This is a genomic window from Niveispirillum sp. FG148, assembly GCF_057809655.1.
The window spans coordinates 284,166-301,685 of sequence record NZ_JBMDKJ010000006.1 but is presented as its reverse complement, the minus strand read 5'-3'; the positions used below and the strand labels follow the sequence as shown (position 1 = coordinate 301,685).

Annotated in this window: 15 protein-coding genes and 1 pseudogene; 8 read left to right on the top strand and 8 right to left on the bottom strand. The window is 65.5% G+C overall.

The features are described from left to right. Positions 1-55: 55 nt before the first annotated feature. Entirely contained in the window at positions 56-1,114 is a 1,059-nt protein-coding gene (locus ACODTW_RS09605) for a PepSY-associated TM helix domain-containing protein (protein ID WP_488945756.1), read from the bottom strand. Further along, positions 1,114-3,237, bottom strand: coding sequence for a TonB-dependent receptor (locus tag ACODTW_RS09600; protein ID WP_488945755.1), 2,124 nt, complete (start codon positions 3,235-3,237; stop codon positions 1,114-1,116). Before ACODTW_RS09600 ends, ACODTW_RS09605 begins: the two co-directional genes overlap by 1 nt. Before the next feature lie 381 nt (positions 3,238-3,618). Between ACODTW_RS09600 and ACODTW_RS09595 the strand changes: the two genes are divergently transcribed. The 4 genes from ACODTW_RS09595 (at position 3,619) to ACODTW_RS09580 (ending at position 10,154) form a co-directional block, all read left to right on the top strand. Beyond that, positions 3,619-6,627 carry a TonB-dependent receptor domain-containing protein gene (locus ACODTW_RS09595; RefSeq protein WP_488945754.1) on the top strand — a complete coding sequence of 1,003 codons (3,009 nt, stop codon included), beginning with the start codon at positions 3,619-3,621 and terminating at the stop codon, positions 6,625-6,627. A gap of 364 nt (positions 6,628-6,991) precedes the next feature. Then, the gene (locus tag ACODTW_RS09590) at positions 6,992-9,193 is read left to right on the top strand and encodes a winged helix-turn-helix domain-containing protein (protein WP_488945753.1); all 2,202 of its coding nucleotides are present in this window, start codon (positions 6,992-6,994) and stop codon (positions 9,191-9,193) included. A gap of 344 nt (positions 9,194-9,537) precedes the next feature. Continuing rightward, entirely contained in the window at positions 9,538-9,783 is a 246-nt protein-coding gene (locus tag ACODTW_RS09585) for a hypothetical protein (RefSeq protein WP_488945752.1), read from the top strand. A 14-nt stretch (positions 9,784-9,797) separates the two neighbouring features. After that, a complete protein-coding gene (locus ACODTW_RS09580; protein WP_488945751.1) occupies positions 9,798-10,154 on the top strand; it encodes a hypothetical protein in 357 nt (118 codons plus the stop codon). Positions 10,155-10,283: 129 nt separating this feature from the next. On the opposite strand, the gene ACODTW_RS09575 is transcribed toward ACODTW_RS09580, so the two are convergent. Together ACODTW_RS09575 and def are read right to left on the bottom strand one after the other, a co-directional pair. Next, positions 10,284-11,018 (bottom strand): COQ9 family protein, encoded by a 735-nt coding sequence (locus ACODTW_RS09575; RefSeq protein ID WP_488945750.1) that lies wholly within the window; start codon positions 11,016-11,018, stop codon positions 10,284-10,286. A 32-nt stretch (positions 11,019-11,050) separates the two neighbouring features. After that, positions 11,051-11,608 carry a peptide deformylase gene (gene def, locus ACODTW_RS09570; RefSeq protein ID WP_488945749.1) on the bottom strand — a complete coding sequence of 186 codons (558 nt, stop codon included), beginning with the start codon at positions 11,606-11,608 and terminating at the stop codon, positions 11,051-11,053. Positions 11,609-11,905: 297 nt separating this feature from the next. Here def and rpsU point away from each other — a divergent pair, with 297 nt between their 5' ends. Then, positions 11,906-12,109, top strand: a complete 204-nt coding sequence (gene rpsU / locus ACODTW_RS09565; RefSeq protein ID WP_012567245.1) for a 30S ribosomal protein S21 — start codon at positions 11,906-11,908, stop codon at positions 12,107-12,109. 143 nt (positions 12,110-12,252) lie between these two features. After that, a pseudogene (locus ACODTW_RS09560) lies at positions 12,253-13,038 on the top strand (helix-turn-helix transcriptional regulator); the annotation flags it as partial. Between the two features lie 15 nt (positions 13,039-13,053). Here ACODTW_RS09560 and ACODTW_RS09555 read toward each other — a convergent pair. Further along, positions 13,054-13,671 (bottom strand): LysE family translocator, encoded by a 618-nt coding sequence (locus ACODTW_RS09555; RefSeq protein WP_488945748.1) that lies wholly within the window; start codon positions 13,669-13,671, stop codon positions 13,054-13,056. Between the two features lie 90 nt (positions 13,672-13,761). Next, positions 13,762-14,136, bottom strand: coding sequence for an HNH endonuclease signature motif containing protein (locus ACODTW_RS09550; RefSeq protein WP_488945747.1), 375 nt, complete (start codon positions 14,134-14,136; stop codon positions 13,762-13,764). 62 nt (positions 14,137-14,198) lie between these two features. Here ACODTW_RS09550 and ACODTW_RS09545 point away from each other — a divergent pair, with 62 nt between their 5' ends. Both ACODTW_RS09545 and ACODTW_RS09540 read left to right on the top strand, forming a co-directional pair. Continuing rightward, entirely contained in the window at positions 14,199-14,762 is a 564-nt protein-coding gene (locus ACODTW_RS09545; RefSeq protein ID WP_488945746.1) for a pseudouridine synthase, read from the top strand. Between the two features lie 69 nt (positions 14,763-14,831). Further along, positions 14,832-15,542, top strand: a complete 711-nt coding sequence (locus ACODTW_RS09540; protein ID WP_488945745.1) for a UTRA domain-containing protein — start codon at positions 14,832-14,834, stop codon at positions 15,540-15,542. Between the two features lie 90 nt (positions 15,543-15,632). Here the strand turns inward: ACODTW_RS09540 and ACODTW_RS09535 are convergent, their stop codons facing one another. Both ACODTW_RS09535 and ACODTW_RS09530 read right to left on the bottom strand, forming a co-directional pair. Beyond that, entirely contained in the window at positions 15,633-17,063 is a 1,431-nt protein-coding gene (locus tag ACODTW_RS09535; protein ID WP_488945743.1) for an NAD(P)(+) transhydrogenase (Re/Si-specific) subunit beta, read from the bottom strand. Positions 17,064-17,079: 16 nt separating this feature from the next. Beyond that, positions 17,080-17,511, bottom strand: a complete 432-nt coding sequence (locus ACODTW_RS09530; protein WP_488945742.1) for an NAD(P) transhydrogenase subunit alpha part 2 — start codon at positions 17,509-17,511, stop codon at positions 17,080-17,082. Positions 17,512-17,520 lie beyond the last annotated feature (9 nt).

Sequence of the window (17,520 nt, the reverse complement as noted above, 5' to 3'; positions counted from 1 at the left end):
GGGCCCCGGCTTTCGCCGGGGTGACGGGAAGAACGGGCGTCAGCGTTGCCCTCTCCTACCGCTGCGGCTTGGGCCGGCGGAACCAGAAGGTCCAGACGGCCAAGCTGCCCAGCATGGCCATGGCCAAGCCCGACAGGGTCATCACCAGTTTCCAGGCCAGCCCGCCCACCTTGGCGGCGTGCAGCGGATAAACCTTGTTGAACAATTGCATGCCGGCCGGCAGGTCCAGGGCGGATCGCGCCTCCACCATGCGGCCATCCTCGGGCGTGAACCAGACCAGGGTGCGGCCATTGGGCAGCCATTCCGCCGGCTGTTTCAGACGCAGGGAAATCAGGTCGCCCGGCCGGCGCGGCAGGGACAGGATGCGGAACTGCGCATCAGGGAACCGTTCCCGCGCCGCCGACAGCATGGCGGCCCAGTCCGGCGCCTCGGCCAGCGGCCCGCCCTTGACCTTGGGGGCCGCGGTGGATGCCCGCCATTCCGCCGCCGGACCCAGCGGACGCAGCAGCAGGTCGGCGACCGGCCGCAGCGTGATCATGGCCCCCGTCAGGCAGGACAGGAACAGGATCGGCGCCACCACCACGCCCAGGTCGCGGTGATGGCGGATGATGGCCGGCCGCGACATCCGGGCGGGCCACAGCTTGAACTGGAAGGTGCGGCGCAGCTTCCACCACAGGATGACGCCCGAGATGACGAAGAACAGCCCGATCAGGGCGACGATGCCGATGAAGGTCTCCCCCACCTCACCCGCCAGCAGGTAATGGTGCAGGTCGAACAACCACAGTTCCGGCCGGTCCCAGATCCCGTCCCAGCGGGCGACGATGGTGCCCGCCTGATCGGCATAGGCCCCCGCACCGTCCTTCACCCGCAGCCGGTGCAGGCCGAAATCATCACTGGCGAAGACGATGCTGTCCGGCCGCACGGCCGGATCGGACAGCAGCCCCGTCACCGTCCGGCCGACGATGGCGGGATCGCCGACCAGCGCATCGCCGGCACCGGGTGCGGTGACCCAGTCATCCTTGTAGACCAGCAAGGCCCCGGTCAGGCCCAGGATCATCAGGACCAGCCCGACAATCCCCCCAGCCCAGCGATGCAGCAGGTCCAGTGTCTTCATCAGAAGCTGTAATCCCAGCCCAGCGTCAGCGTCCGGCCGCGTCCGGCATAGTAGCGCTGGCTGTCGGTCAGACGCTGGGTCTGGCTGTTATAGTCGATATAGTCCCGGTCCAGCAGGTTCTGGATCGACAGCGTCACCCCGCCCACGGGCAGTTCATAGCGGATGGAACTGTCGACCACCGTATAGCCGCCGAAGCTGGCGAAGGTGGTGCCACCCCCGACATCGCCGGACAGATAGGTCTGCGCCTGCAGCCGTGCCGTGATCTTGTCGGCCACATAGGTGGCGGCCAGATTGACGCGGTTGGGGGAGATGTTGGCCCCGTCCAGCCTGCTGTCGACCTTGCCATCCCCGTCGCTGTCATTGCGACCCTTCAGGTGGGCATAGCCGCCGGACAGCGTCAGGCCAGGCAGCGGCGTCGCATAGGACAGGTTCAGTTCCAGCCCTTCGATCTCGATGCGCTGGCGCTGCGCCTCATAGACGCCGTTCAGCAGCACCAGCAACTGGCCCTTGCTGGAACTGGACCAGAAATAGGTGGCGCTGCCCTTGAAGGGGCCGTAATCGCCCTCCACCCCGATCTCCTTGTTGTTGGAGATGATGGGGCTGATATCCAGGTAGCTGTCCAGGTCGATGCCGGCCTTGGTGATGGACCGGGTGATGCGGCCCACATCGGGAACCGTGTAGCCCTCGGCATAGGAAGCATAGGCACGCAGGCCCTTCACGGGTTCCACGATGATGCCGCCATTCCACAGCGTATCGCTGAAGGTCGGGCTGCCGCCGGACACGAAGCGGGAACCGTAGGAGGCGAGCGTCGTGTAATCATCAATGGTGATGCGGGCATTTTCCGACCGCACGCCACCGGCCAGACGCACCATTTCGTCGAACAGGGCCAGGTTGGCCTGGGCAAACGGCGCCAGGCTGCGGAAATCGGTGGGCGGCACCCAGGAACGGCCCGTCGCGATCAGGCGCTGTTCGGTCGTGTCCCAGATGGCGTCGAAACCGACCGTGGCCGTCAGATCCTCAAACCCCGGCATGCCGCGTTCATAGGCGATCTTGCCGCCACGCTTGCGCGATCGGTTCTGCGACTGGTCGAACAGGGTGTTCTTGGGCGCGATGCTCACATCCTGGAAGGTGGCGATGGGCTCCGGTTCCCCGCCATAGGTGTCGCGCGACCGGTTGAAGAAGATCTGGGAGGTCAGGGTGCCGCCGGCCAGATCATCATCGGTCAGGGACAGGGCCACGCTTTCTGTACGGTTGGCCGCGGGCGTGCCGGGCGGGGTGCCCTTGATGGACGTGCCGGAAAGATGGGTGGCGCGGTTGCCCGGGGTGGCGACATAGTCGCCATCGCTCTTCAGCTCAAACCGGCTGGCCGTCAGGTCCAGGCGGGCGCCTTCCCACACTTCATATCCAAAGCGCCCGAAGAAATTCGTGCTCTGCGAATCCTGCGTCTCGCCCTGGGTGCTGTCCATGCCGACGCGGCGGCCGTCGGCATCGTAATAGGCGCCGCGCGTCTCGTAGGCCGCACCCACCGTGGCGTCGAACCGGCCCTCGCGGTGGCTGACCAGGGCCGCCACCTTGCCGCCGAAACTATCGCCCTCGAACCCGTCATTGGCCGTGCCCTGGACCAGGACGCGGCCGCTGGTGCCATCGGCCCTTGGTGCGCCGACCGTCACCTGATTGACGATGCCACCCGTGCCGCCGATGCCCTGCAGCGCGTTGGAGCCGAAAATCACCTCCACCCGGTCCACGAAGAACGGATCGATGGTGAAGCCGTCGCGGGCCCCGTCACGCAGGGGCGTGGATTGCGGAATGCCGTTGATGGCGTACAGCGGCGACCGCCCGCGCAGCGTCTCCCCCGCCCCCGACAACTTCTGACGGGTGGGAGAGAAGGACGGGATCAGCGTCGCCACGGCATCCACCACCGACCCGCCGATGGCCGCCTGCTGCGCCAGATCGGCGCTGCCGATGACATCGACCGTCAGCGGCAGGGCATTGGCCGGCAGCTTGGTGCGGGCCGCCGTCACCACGATCTCTTCCACCGCAACATCCGGTGCCATCGCCTGGCCCCAGGCCGGAACCGCGATCAGACTGGCGCCCGCCATCAGGACGGAAAGGGTTTTGCGCATTCTCTGCCCCCGTTTGAAATCGGCGGCACCCTATGCGCCCACACATACAAATGCAACTCATTATTATCTGCAAAACACCAACTGAACCCGATGATGCAGCCTCCATCGATGAAGCCGGCCTGATATCAACTAGAAGATAAATTGCGTGAATGCAATGAACTCAAAACAGAAACAACATCAGACCAAAATAGTGAAGATGAAATCGTCATGTCCGTTTTGCCACAACAACCAGCAATACGACGGATTTGTTTCGATTATATATTGTCCACTCCATCTTCATATAACAGTCTCCCTTCGGTGCCGAATGGCACGACTATTACGCGGCATGCTCCACAAAACAGAAAAGGAGATGCCGTTCCGGAACAAGGGAAACAGGCAATCATGACACCCACCGCAAATCCGCGTCGATCCATGCGCACCCGCCTGCTGCTGGGCGCCGCCCTGGCCGCCACACTGGCCCCCCTGCCCCAGGCAATGGCCCAGGAAGCGATTGAGGAAATCGTGGTCACCGGTTCGCGCATCGCGCGACCGAACGACACCTCGACCAGCCCCGTCTATTCGGTGGGCGCGGCGGAGATCGACGCGATGCAGCAGCCGGAGGTGGAGAAGATCTTCCGTATGCTGCCGGTGACGGTGCCGGGTGATGGCCAGAACGTGAATAACGGCACGGCCGGCGTGTCGACCGTCGATCTGCGCGGCCTTGGCGCCCAGCGCAACCTGATCATGATGAACGGCAAGCGCCTGACGCCATACAATGTCAACGGTCTGGTCGACGTCTCCATCATCCCCACGGCGCTGATCCAGCGCGTCGACATCCTGACGGGCGGTGCCTCGGCCGTTTACGGGTCGGATGCCATCTCCGGCGCCGTGAACTTCATCATGAAGGATGATTTCGAAGGCATTGACGCCAACTATGACCATTCCGTCACGGGCAAGGGCGATGGCCGCGTCCATTCCGCCGATGTCACCGTCGGTTCCAACCTGGATGGCGGCCGCGGCAATGTCGTGCTGGGCATCAACTATTCCAAGCGCGACGCCGTGAAGCTGGGCGACCGCCCGCTGGGCCGCCTGGGCATCGCCAGCGCCAGTGGTGCCGGCCTGCAGAACTATCTGGACGGCAAGGCGCCCGACCCGGCACCCGCCGGCTGCGGCGGCCCCAACGCCGTGGTCTCCGGTGGTTCGCCCACCACGATCCCGACCCGCGTCGGCATTGCCGGCGGTCCGGGTCTGGGCCAGTTCCGTGAAGATGGCTCCATCGGTGCCAACTGCTCCGTCTTCAATTACAGCCCCTATAATTACTATCAGACACCGCTGGAGCGGTTTGGCGGCTTTGCGGCCGGCAAATACACGATCAATGAACATGTGGAGAGCTACAGCCGCTTCTCCTATTCCAGCACCAAGAACACCCAGCAGGTCGCCCCGTCGGGGATTTTCGGCTCGGCCTTCTTCGTGCCGCTGGCCAATCCGTTCCTGTCGGCAGCCGCCCGCAACACCATCATCACGGCCGCCAATGCCGGCCGCGCCGATGGCACCGTGATGACCAGTGGCGACTTCCCCAACTGGCGCGACGTGAACGGCAATGGTGTGGTCGATCAGGCCGACGACATCATGCTGGCCATCAGCCGCCGGACGGAGGAACTGGGGCCACGCAGCACCTCCTACAGCAATGACAGCTTCCAGTTCCTGACGGGGCTGCGCGGTGACATCACCGACGGCTGGACCTATGATCTGTCGGTGCAGCATGGCGAAAGCCACCGCACCAACGTGTCCGCGGGCTATACCAACGTCACCAATATCGGCAACGCGCTGGACGCGGTCAGCAAGACCGAATGCCGCAGCGGTGCCGCCGGTTGCGTGCCGATCAACCTTTTCGGCGGCTATGGCACGATCACGCCGGACATGGTGCCCTACGCCACCGCCAGCGCCATCGAAAAGCAGGCTTACAGCCAGACCATCGTCACCGGCTCCGTCAGCGGCCCCATTCATGGGCTGCAAAGCCCGCTGGCCAACGATTCGGTGGCCATCAGCCTGGGTGCCGAATACCGCAAGGAGAAGGGCACGCGCACGCCCGACGAATGCTGGCGCCTGCAGCCCGCCTCCTGCCTGGGCGGCGCCGGCGGCAATATCCTGCCTGTCTCCGGCGGCTTCGATGTGAAGGAGATCTTCGCCGAAACGCTGGTGCCGCTGGTGGCTGACAAGCCGGGCTTCGAGTCGCTGGACCTGGAAGCGGCCTATCGCTACTCCGACTATGATCCGACCGGCGTCAACAAGACCTGGAAGCTGGGTCTGAACTGGACCCCGATCGACAATGTCCGCCTGCGCGGTTCACAGCAGCGCGCCGCGCGCGCGCCCAATGTCGGTGAACTGGCCGCCCCGTCGGTGACGGCGCTGCAGAACGCCGAAATCGACCCCTGCTCCATTGCCAACGCCAACGCCCTGGCAACCGACGCCACTCTGCGTCAGCGCTGCGTGTCCACGGGCATGTCCGCGGCACAGGTCGGCAAGGTCAATGACATCGCCGCCGGCCAGGTCAATGTCTTCGGCGGCACCGATCTTACCGCCCTGCCCGAGCCGGAACGGGCCGACACCACGACGATCGGCTTTGTGCTGACCCCCGACCTGGGCGTGCTGAAGAACGGCTACATCTCGCTTGATTACTACAATATCAAGATCAAGGACGTGATCGGCGCCTTCGCCCCGCAGGAAATCCTGGACGCCTGCTATATCGCCGGTGACGCGACGCAGTGCGCCAAGATCATCCGCATCGGTGGCACCCTGACCCTGCCGGGCGCCGGCATCCAGGCCTATACCACCAACCTGAACTATCTGCGGGCCGAAGGTCTGGAACTGGGCACCAGCTTCAATGTCGACATGGAGGATCTGGGCGCCACCGGCGACTGGGGTCAGCTGGCGTTCCAGATGAACGTCAATTACTACCTGACCCAGGAATCGCAAAGCTCGGTGCAGACCCCTGTGCTGGACTGCCTGGGCCGTTACGGCAAGAGCTGCCCGGGCGGCACCGGCAGCAGCCTTGGCAACCCGCTGCCCAAGGTGCGCTGGGTGCAGCGCCTGAACTGGAATGTCGGCGACCTGTCGCTGGGTTACACCTGGCGGCATATCGGCGGGTCAGAGCTGGAGGACACGCAGAAGGCCAATACCTTCGACAAGTTCGAACATATCAAGGCCTACAACTATATCGACCTGCAGGCCTCCTATCAGGTGCTGGAGGAAGTGCGGATCAGCGCCGGCGTGACCAACGTCTTCGACAAGGACCCACCGATCATCGGCGACACCACCGGTTCCACGACGGCCAATTCCGGCAACACCTATCCCAGCATGTATGACCCGCTGGGTCGCGTGTTCAGCATCGGCATGAACGTCCGGTTCTGATCGGGCGCCGGGGGGGGTATACCAAGGGGCATGAAATATGCCCCTTGGAGGCCAGCGACCGCTGGCCCGCGGGCTCGTGCCCGCGTAAGCCAAGCCGCCGGATGGCGGCGCCCGGCGACTGAGGGAACATGAACTGACCCAAGAGCCATGTCCCATGGCTCTTGGTATAAGGGGATATTCCTACAACTTTGTGGCCGGACCGGTCCCTAAGGACTGGCCCGGCCACAATCATTTCAGCTAGAATGCGGAAGGATCGACGGGCAAGGGGCGACGATCCATCGAAGGCGACGCTGATCGCAGCCATGTTTGGCCGCGAGGCATAAGCTATTGCATGCGTGCGGCACCCGTAGCGTGGGACGCGGGAATGAATCATTTTGCCCCTAACCTTGACCTTCGCCCGGACCAGGACATCGTGCTGGGCGATGTGCTTGTCTCCCCTTCCCTGAACCGGATCGCCATCGACAATCGGCAGCGCCGCGTCGAACCCCGAATCATGCAGGTGCTGCTGCTGCTGGCGCAGTATCAGGGACAGTCGGTGCCCCGCGATACGATCCTGCAATTGTGCTGGGGCGGCGTCTTCGTGGCCGAAGACAGCCTGAACCGGTCCATTTTTCAGCTGCGGCGCGCCCTGCGCGATGTCGGCAGCACGCGCGTCCGCGTGGAAACGATTCCGAAATTCGGCTACGCCCTGTTCGTGGAAGCCGGAGCCGGCGTTACCGATGCGCCTCCCGCCGATCCCCCATCCGATAGCGCGGAAGGGGAGGATGCGGCCCCTCCGGCGGCCCCGGCAGCGGTCCCCGCACCCGCCGCCGACGCCCAGGAGGTGACAAGGTCGCCACGGCCGCGGCGGCTGATGCTGGCGGCATCCCTGATGGCGGCGCTGCTGCTGGGTGCGGCGGGCACCTACTTCTTCCATGCCCGGAATGCCAATACCGGGCGGGCGTTGACGGCGGCGCCGGCCTTCGATGTTGTTCCGCTGACAGTCGATCCGGGGCTGGAACTGTTTCCCGCCCTGTCGCGCGACGGGCGCCGGCTGGCCTATGCGGGCCGCAACGCCGCGGGGAATTTCGATATCATGCTGCGTGGTACCGCGGCCAACAGCCGCCCGGTGCCCCTGGCCTCCACCCCCGATCAGGACCGGTCACCCATCTGGTCGCCACAGGATGACAGCATCGCGTTCCTGCGCAGCGACGCCCAGTGGAATTGCGCCTTCTACGTCGCCAACGTCTCGGTCGGTGTGGAAAGACGCCTGGGAGACTGCGAAGGGGACATGCTGCCCGGCATGGCCTGGATGCCCGACGGCAAGGCCCTGGTCTACACAACAATGCCCCACCCGGCCACACGCCTGGCGCAGCTGAAGGTGATGCCCCTGGACGGGCGCAAGCCCTATCTGCTGCCGGTGCCGCCGGGTGAGGATGTCAGCGACACCATGCCCACCTATTCCCCGGATGGCAAAAAGCTGGCCATCGCCCGCAGCTGGCCGGACGGCCGCATGTCGATCCTGGTGCTGGACGCGGCCAGCGGGCGGGAACTGAACCGGCTGCCCATCGACACGATGCGCTTCTACTACGACTGGTCGGCGGACGGCCAGGGCTTCTATCTGGCGCATGACGGGCCGGGGCGGCGCGGTCTCTGGTATGTCGATATCCAGTCGGCCCGATGGCAGCAGATCATTCCCGGCATCGGCGTCATGGGCCGTCTTTCCGTCGCGCGTAGCCACGGCAATATCGCTATGGAGATCTATTCCGGCCATGCGGACATCGTCCGCTTTAGTGCCGGCGGGGAACGCGACCTGCCCGTCCCCTCGGCCGCAAATGAATATGAACCCCAGGTTTCGCCCGACGGGCGCGACATCGCCTTCATCAGCGACCGGACCGGCGACGCCCAGGTGTGGTTGAGCCAGGGTGGCAATCCGCCCAGACCCCTGACCGATTTACGCGGCGCCGCCCTGTCCAGCCTGCGCTGGTCGCCGGACAGCCGATCACTGCTGTTCATCGCGGAGGTCGGGCTGGCCTCCGACCTTTACCGCGTCTCGGTGGACAAGGATGAAACCATCCGCCTGACCCAGGATGGGAAAACCAAGACCCCACCGGCCTGGCTGCCGGATGGCAGCATCCGCGTACCCGTGCGCATCGGCTCCCGATGGGAGATCTGGGCCCTGGACGGCAAGGGCGGCGCACCGGTCCCGACGGGACAGGCCGGGGAATATGTCGAACTCTCGGCCGATCGTTCCCGGCTGCTGACAGGGGAGATCGGCGAACGCCAGCTCACCTGGACCAGCCTGGACGGGAAGGAGAGCGGCACAGTCGCACTGCCGGTGCCCCTGAGGGATCATAATGTGGGGGTCTGTGCCGACATGATCTATGCCGTACGGCTGGACCCTCCCTCCGGCGAGATCATCGCCATGGACCGCCGGACGGGCGTGGAGAAGCTGCTGGGTAAAATCCCCCGCATCGCACCCGATGGCCGCCTGTCCGTCGATTGCGCCAAGGGCAGCGTCCTGACCACCCAATATATCGACCAGCAGTCGGACATCATCCAACTGACCCCCATCCTGCCGAACTGAGCGCCAGGCCGGGCAGCGGCGACGGATGTTTCAGCATGCGGGCGGGGCCTCTGCCCGCACGCCGACAGCGGCTGGAATCAGGCCACCATCCCTGGAATGTCGGCTCCATCATCTTTCCATCATCTGCCGCACCCGGCCGGCTGGAAGGAGTTTCCCCACATAATATCAATATGTTAGCAGGGTTTCACGGCTGATGGATGCCACTCAGCCAATAATCAGGTCTCCATCATGGTGGGATCGATGCAGACCAGCAATAGTTGGTCTCGACAGGGCGGCGGAACCATCGCCCCAGTATCGCCCCCCGGTTCCGCCGTTCCTGTCATCACCCGCTTTGGAGACAGGAAATGAAGGACGGGAAACTCCGCCTGAAGGCATGCATCACCATCGAATTCCAGACCAGCAACTTCGTGGAAGCCGGTGACCATCAGCGACAGCTGATGCATCTGCTGGATGAGGTGCGGCGCCATTACCCGGACTGCACGCTGGACCTGCGCGAAATGCGCCAACGCGCCACGCCGGGCAACAGCACGAAGCGTCAGGTCCCCGCAACCCGCACGGGCCGCCTGCTGCCCTATGCCGACATCGCCTGACGGGAGGTTGCGCCATGGAACGCCATCCCAGCACCGCATTGGCCATCGCCCGGGCCCTGTTGACCATCAACCCGCGCATGTCGCTGCGCACGGCGGCGGCCCTGCTGACCATCTGCGAGAATGAAGGGATCAGTCAGGCGGAACTGGCCTATCTGATGGGCGAGGCGCCCTGCACCATCAGCCGCGCCATCGATGAATTGTCCGCCGGAGAGAATGAGGGCGCGGAGGCCGGCCCGCTGGTGGAACGCAAGGCCTGGACACGCGATGGCCGGCTGCGCACGGTACAGCTGACACACCGCGGTCGTGCCGTGCGCGACATGCTGAACGAACAGATCCAGGCCGCCCGCCCCATCGGCCCCGTGGCGGCCTGACCCAAAACCAAGGGTCATAATTCATGAACCTTGGTACGGCGGCGACTGCCGCCGCGCGGGCCCGTGCCCGCGTAAGCCAAGCCAACGAATGTTGGCGCCCGGCGTCTGAGGGGGCGGGCATAAGCCCCGTCAGCGCGTCGCCGCCCCGCGCAGGCGGCGCATGAACCGTGTCGGCGAGGGGACGTGGGACAGAAGGGTGCCCACCTTGTCCATCCGCCCTGTCAACTGGCCGATCCCCTGGCCCAGGGTCATGACATTGGCGATGCGCCGATCCAGAAAGGACCAGCTGTCCGACAGCCCTTCCGACCGGTCATCCAGCCAGTAGAGCGTGGTCGACGTGACGACGCCGGCCAGCAGCAGCCGCTTGGTATAGAAATTATAGTCGGTGGAGCCATCACCCACGGCCCGCCAGGCGGCATCAACCGTATCATAGACCAGCTGTGGCGCGCGGCCGGCATAAGGCGGCAGGGCCAGCAGGCTGCCTGCCCTGCGCACGGCCTCCCGGTACGGGACCAGCGCTTCCAGTCGGCGGCGCACGGCCAGGGTGATCCGTTCCCGCACCTTCAGGGCCTTCAGGTCCGTGTGGGCCAGCGACGCCGCCATCTGCCGGTCGGCCCATTGGCTGAACCAGCAGACGGCCTCCACCGGACCGCCGGGAAAGGCGGCCTCGGCTTCCCCCGTATGGAACCCCGCCGCATCGGCTGCCCGACGCAGAACGCCCCAGGTCCAGCCATCGAAGGCCACATCAGGCAGGGCCGCCAGCAGGATGGCGTCGCGGCGCGCGGCCAGGGCCGCCTGCGCCTCTGCATAGGCGTCGCGTTGCGGGGCGGGGCCGGAAACGGCGTCGGCGGCGGTCTCGATCATCTCAACATCCCCTTTGGCCCGGATCGGGCATATCAGCGCGGGGCCAGAACCTCTGCGCCGAAGAATTTCTGCTCATCGATATAGGTCAGCGTGGCCAGGCTTTCCATGCGGTCCGGATAAAGGACCGCATCCAGATGGTCCAGTTCATGCTGGATCACCCGCGCATGGGTGCCCGCGGCCTCGCGTTCCACCAGATGGCCGTCCAGATCATAGCCTCGGTAGCGGATGCGCTGGTAGCGCGGCACGACGCCGCGCAAGCCGGGGATCGACAGGCAGCCTTCCCAGCCCAACACCATCTCCGACCCGATGGGCAGGAATTCCGGGTTGATCAGCACCTGCGGACCCGTCGGCGCATCACCGGCAATGCCGGTCGATCGCTCCGGCGGCACCCGGAAAACAATGATACGGCGGGAGACATCCACCTGCGGCGCTGCCAGGCCGATGCCGGGCGCATCGAACATCGTGTCCACCATGTCGGCAGCCAGCTGGCGCAGATCATCGGGGAATCCCCCCGTGTGGGGGACCGCAATGGCATCGGCGACACGGCGCAGCACGGGATTGCCCATGCGGACAATGGGAAGAACGGCCATGGACCAGGGCTCCAAAGGGGGCGATTCGGGTTTCTCCCCCATTCTGCGGCCCCGACGGAGCCGATGCAAGGCAAGGAAAACCGTGTCCCAGCCGCCCGCATGTCGGCCATTCCGCATGAATCGTCACATTCCGACGCTGCGGGTCTTCACAAGCCCCCCCTGCCTGTGTATAAACCCGCCGACTGGATCGGGCGATGGCGCGACCTTCATGGTCTCGCGTTGCCGTTTCTTTGTTCTCAACCCTAGTCGCGTGGCGCCGGTCCGTCCGGTCAGCGCACCCATTGGAGTGGATGTCCCGTGCAAGTTCTGGTTCGTGATAACAACGTCGATCAGGCCCTGCGCGCGCTGAAGAAGAAGATGCAGCGTGAGGGCATCTTCCGCGAAATGAAGCTGCGCCGCAATTACGAGAAGCCGTCGGAAAAGCGCGCTCGCGAGAAGGCTGAAGCCATCCGCCGCGCCCGCAAGCTGCTGCGCAAGCGTCTGGAGCGCGAGGGCTACTAATAGCCCACCCCATCTTCGGATGGGGTTCCAGTCGGCCTGACGGCCACGGGATTGAATGCCGCCCCTGGGGATACCCGCGGGCGGCTTTTGGTCTTTCCGGGGTCGGGTTATCATCCGGGTTTCGTGCCGCAGGAGAATTGCCCATGCCCCGCCGTCCCGTCGACCCGCATGTGTTCTGGCGTCATCCCGCGCTGCCGCATCTGGAAGCACGGGCCGTCGCGGACGGGCGCACGGTCTGCTACGTCCCCCATTCCCACGCCACCTTTTCCATCGGCGCCATTACCGGCGGTCACAGTGATTTCGTCATCCGGGGCGAACGCCATCTGGTGATGGCGGGGACCACCGTGCTGATGAATCCCGACGCGGTGCATGCCTGCAACCCCATCGATGGCCAGCCCTGGTCCTATCGCATGCTGCATGTGGATGCCACCTGGCTGGGCCGGGTGCAGGGGGAGGCCGGGTTCCGGCCCTATGGCGCCGTTCTGTCCACCGATGCCGGGCTTTTTGCCGACCTGATGGCCCTGTTCGACCACCTGTTTGCAGCGGATCTGGATGCGGCGGCCAAGGAAAAGGCGGCCGTCCAGTTCTTCACCGACCTTTCGGCGCGGGTCGACGGCCCCTATCCGCCCCGGCCGGATGATCATGCCGCCCTGGACCGGGCCGCCGATCACATTGCCCGGCACTGCACGGAAGATTTGCCGCTGGACATGGTGGCCGCGGCCAGCGGGCTTTCCCCATCATATCTGGTGCGGGCGTTCAAGGCACGCTATGGCCTGACCCCGCACGCCTATCAGACGGACCGGCGCATCCGCTTCAGCCGTGAGGCCCTGCGCCGCGGCCTGCCCATTGTCGATGTAGCGCTTGAGGCGGGGTTTGCCGATCAGGCGCATTTCCAGCGGGTATTCAAGGCGCATGTGGCCGCCACGCCGGGGCAGTTCACCGCTTCAGCCGCCCGACAGCAGGGGGATGGCACCAGCCGCCAGCAGGGCCGCCATCACCCGGTTGAACAGCCGCATGCGCCCCGGCCGGGCCAGCATGACGGCCATCCGCGCACCGGCGAAGGCCCATAGGGCGATGGCGGCATAACAGATCAGGAAATAGAGCCCGGCAAAGGCCAGGATGGCGGGCATACCGCCCGACAGGCCATAGGCCCCCATGCCGGCCAGCGCCGCGATCCAGGCCTTGGGATTCAGCCATTGCAGGCTGGCCCCGGCCCAGAGCGACGGCGGCGTCACCGCCCCGCCCACCGCCATCCCGCCATCGGCTCCCCACAGCCGCCAGGCGAGATAGAGCAGAAAGCCCGTGCCGGCGACTCGGATGAGCAGGTCCAATAGGGGCACCCGCGCCACCATCTCCGCCATGCCCAGCCCCGCCAGCAGCAGCAGGACGGTAAAGCCCAGCGTGGCGCCCGTGACATAGGCCAGCGAGCGGCGGAACCCATGGTGTACCCCGCTGGCCAGCGCCAGACTGTTCACAGGGCCGGGCGTGATGGACGCGACCAGCGCGAAACTGGCCATGGCCAGCAGCAGGGCGGGGTCGAGCGTGAACAGGGATGCAATCATGGGGTGGTCTCCGGCCGGACAGGGGTCCGTCCATATCGCCGTCCACCGGCCTGCGCGTATTGAAGGAAATTGCCCTGGCCGGGCCTCACCTCAATCCCGGTACTTCTTCCCCGCCTTCACATGATCCTTGGCCCGGAAAGTGACAGCGGTGAATTCTGGCGGCTTGCGCGCCACCCAGTGGATGAAGGCGGCGATGTCGGGATGGGCGCGCAGCGCGTCGAGCGTCGTGTAGCCGCGCGCCAGTTCCTTTTCCGACAGTTCCGCATGGATCTTGCGGTGGCAGACGCGGTGCAGCGGCACGGTCTGCTTGCCGCCCTGGCTGCGCGGGAGTAGATGATGCTCCTCCACGCTGGGACCGGCGATCAGGGGACGCCCGCACAGGCCGCATTCGCCCAATGACCTTCCCGCCGGTTTGGCAGGTGCGGGAAGGGGCAGATCGGGCGGCAGAGGTTTCAGGCGGCTCATGATATCTGACAATCTGGACGGCCCCGCCCACCGGTCAAGCCCCTTCCCGCACAGGTTCCCCCATGCCGCGCGTCATCCTGCTGAACAAGCCCTACGACATGCTGTGCCAGTTCACGGATGAAGGCACGTCGGCCCGCACCCTGGCCGAATGCCTGGATGTGCCCGGCGTCTATCCGGCCGGGCGGCTGGATCGCGACAGCGAGGGGTTGGTGGTGCTGACCGATGATGGCGGCCTGATCGCCCGCATCAGCCAGCCGCGCCATAAATGGCCCAAGACCTATTGCGTGCAGGTGGAAGGCATCCCCACCGACGCGGCCCTGGGTGCCCTCCGCCAAGGGGTAACCCTGAAGGACGGCCCCACCCTGCCTGCGGAAGTACGCACCATTCCGGAGCCGGAATGGCTGTGGCCGCGCAACCCGCCCGTCCGGTTCCGTCAGGCCATTCCCACCAGCTGGGTGGAGATCGTGCTGCGGGAGGGAAAGAACCGTCAGGTCCGGCGCATGACCGCCGCGGTCGGCTTTCCGACCCTGCGCCTGATCCGCCGGGCCGTGGGCGACTGGACGCTGGACGGTCTGGCGCCAGGTCAGTGGCGAGAAGTGTCCCCGCCCACATCACGCGCCCGCTGAACCCTTCCGCCGGGCTGCATAAAGGCATATGATCGTATCCAATATTGGAAACGACAAGGAAACGCCATCTTGGATCGGCCGCCCGTCAGCAGTCCCGGCGAGGCTCCGCTCTATCAGCGGGTCAAGGACCATGTGGCCGGCCTGATCGGCCGCGGCCAATTGGGGCCGGGCGACCGCGTACCATCGGAGCATGAGCTGGTAAGCCTGTTCCAGGTATCGCGGATGACCGCGAACCGCGCCTTGCGGGAATTGACGGCGGAAGGCTGGCTGTTCCGCATACCCGGCCTGGGCAGCTTCGTCGCCCCGCAGCGCGCGTCCGCCACCGTGCTGGAAATCCCCGACCCGGTAGCCGACGCCATCGCCGGGGGTTCGCGCCACCAACTGGAAACGCTGCTTGCCGGTCCCGCCCGTGCACCCGCCGCTGTCGCCGCCATCTTCGGCCTGACCGCAGGCACGGCCCTGTTCCGCGGCCGCTGGCGCCACCGGATCGACGGCCAGGCCCTGATGGTGGAAGATCGCTGGATTCTGCCGGCGCTGGCGCCGGAGGCCCCGAATGCCAGCCCATCCATCCTGGTCCCGCATGAACAGGTCGATCATTCCCTGCGCGCCACCCTGCCGCCGCCAGAGATTGCCGACGCCCTGAGCCTGGGGCCGAACAGCGCCTGCCTGCTGATGACACGCACGGCGCGCCTGGGCGGCCGGATCTGCACCTTCTCCGAATTCTGGCTGCCGGGCGATCGCGTCACCCTTGCTGGAACATCGCGACCGGCGGCACAATAATCGTTACGATTTCGGAATAAGGCCGATCAACAAGGAAAAAGGCCGCCCCGTCGCCGGAGCGGCCCTTTCTTCATCAACCGTGGCAAGCGATCAGTGGCCGCTGCCCGACAGGTTCTTCACGATCTCTTCGGTCACCTTCTTGGCGTCGCCCAGCAGCATCATGGTGTTGGGACGGAAGAAGAGTTCGTTTTCGACACCGGCATAACCGGCACCCATGGACCGCTTGATGAACAGCACGGTCTTGGCCTTTTCCACATCCAGGATGGGCATGCCGAAGATCGGGCTGGCCGGGTCGGTCTTGGCGGCCGGGTTGGTCACGTCATTGGCGCCGATGACATAGGCCACGTCGGCCTGACCGAAATCGCGATTGATCTCGTCCAGCTCGAACACCTCGTCATAGGGCACGTTGGCTTCGGCCAGCAGCACGTTCATGTGGCCGGGCATGCGGCCCGCGACGGGGTGGATGGCGTACTTCACCTCCACGCCTTCCTTCTTCAGCAGGTCGGCCATTTCACGCAGCGCGTGCTGGGCCTGGGCCACGGCCATGCCATAGCCGGGGACCACGATGACCTTGGACGCGTTCTTCATGATGAAGGCCGCATCGTCGGCCGAACCGGCCTTGAAGCTGCGGTCGATGGCGCCCGCACCGCCCGCCGGACCGGCTGCGGCATCACCGCCGAACCCGCCCAGGATGACGTTGATGATCGATCGGTTCATGCCCTTGCACATGATGTAGGACAGGATGGCGCCCGAAGCGCCGACCAGCGAACCGGTGATGATCAGCAGGTTGTTCTGCAGCGTGAAGCCGATGCCCGCCGCCGCCCAGCCGGAATAGCTGTTCAGCATGGACACGACCACGGGCATGTCGGCCCCGCCGATGGGCAGGATCAAGAGGAAGCCCAGCGCCAGGGCCAGGGCGACGATGACCCAGAACAGCAGCGGCGACTGCGTCAGGCAGAGCAGGACGATCAGCACGACCAGACCGATGCCCAGCGCGGCATTCAGCTGATGCTGGCCGGCGAAGACCAGCGGCTTGCCGCTGACCCGGCCGTCCAGCTTCAGGAAGGCGACGACGGAGCCGGTGAAGGTGATGGCGCCGATGGCTACGCCCAGGCTCATCTCGATGATGGAGCCGACATGGATGTCGCCCGGCTTGCCGATATTGAAGCTTTCCGGGGAATAGAAGGCGGCACCGGCCACGAACACGGCGGCCAGACCGACCAGAGAGTGGAAGGCCGCGACCAGCTGCGGCAGCTGCGTCATCTGGATGCGCTTGGCGATGACCACGCCGGCGGCACCGCCGATGGCGATACCGGCCACGATCATGACCAGGCGGGTGAATTCCAGCGATTTGCCGGTCAGGGCCGGCAGCGCCACCAGGGTGGTAACGATGGCCAGCGCCATGCCGATCATGCCGAAGCGGTTGCCCGACTGGGCGGTTTCCGGGCTGGACAGGCCGCGTAGGGCCAGGATGAACAGCACACCGGAGGCGAGATAGAGAAGCGATGCGGTGACGAGCATTATGTTTCCTCCCCGATCACTTCTTGGCGGCGCCGGATGGCGCCTTCTTCTTGTACATGGCCAGCATGCGCTGCGTGACCATGAAGCCGCCGAAGATGTTGACGCTGGCCAGCACGATGGCCAGGAAACCCATCAGGGCGGAGAAACCGTTATCGGCGGCACCCGTGGCGATCAGGGCGCCGACGATGATGACCGACGACACGGCGTTGGTCACGGCCATCAGGGGGGAGTGCAGGGCCGGCGTCACCTTCCAGACGACGTAATAGCCGACGAAGCAGGCCAGCACGAAGACGGTCAGCCCGATGACGATGAAGGGCATGCCCCCGGCATTGGCAAGCTGCGCCTCCAACTGGGCGACGCGTTCGGTAAGCTGCAGCGCGTTGTCATGCGCAGCCTGCAGGTTGTTCAGCAGCTCAGCACCGCTGTCCGCATTGGCAGCAAGGATCATTCGTTCCTC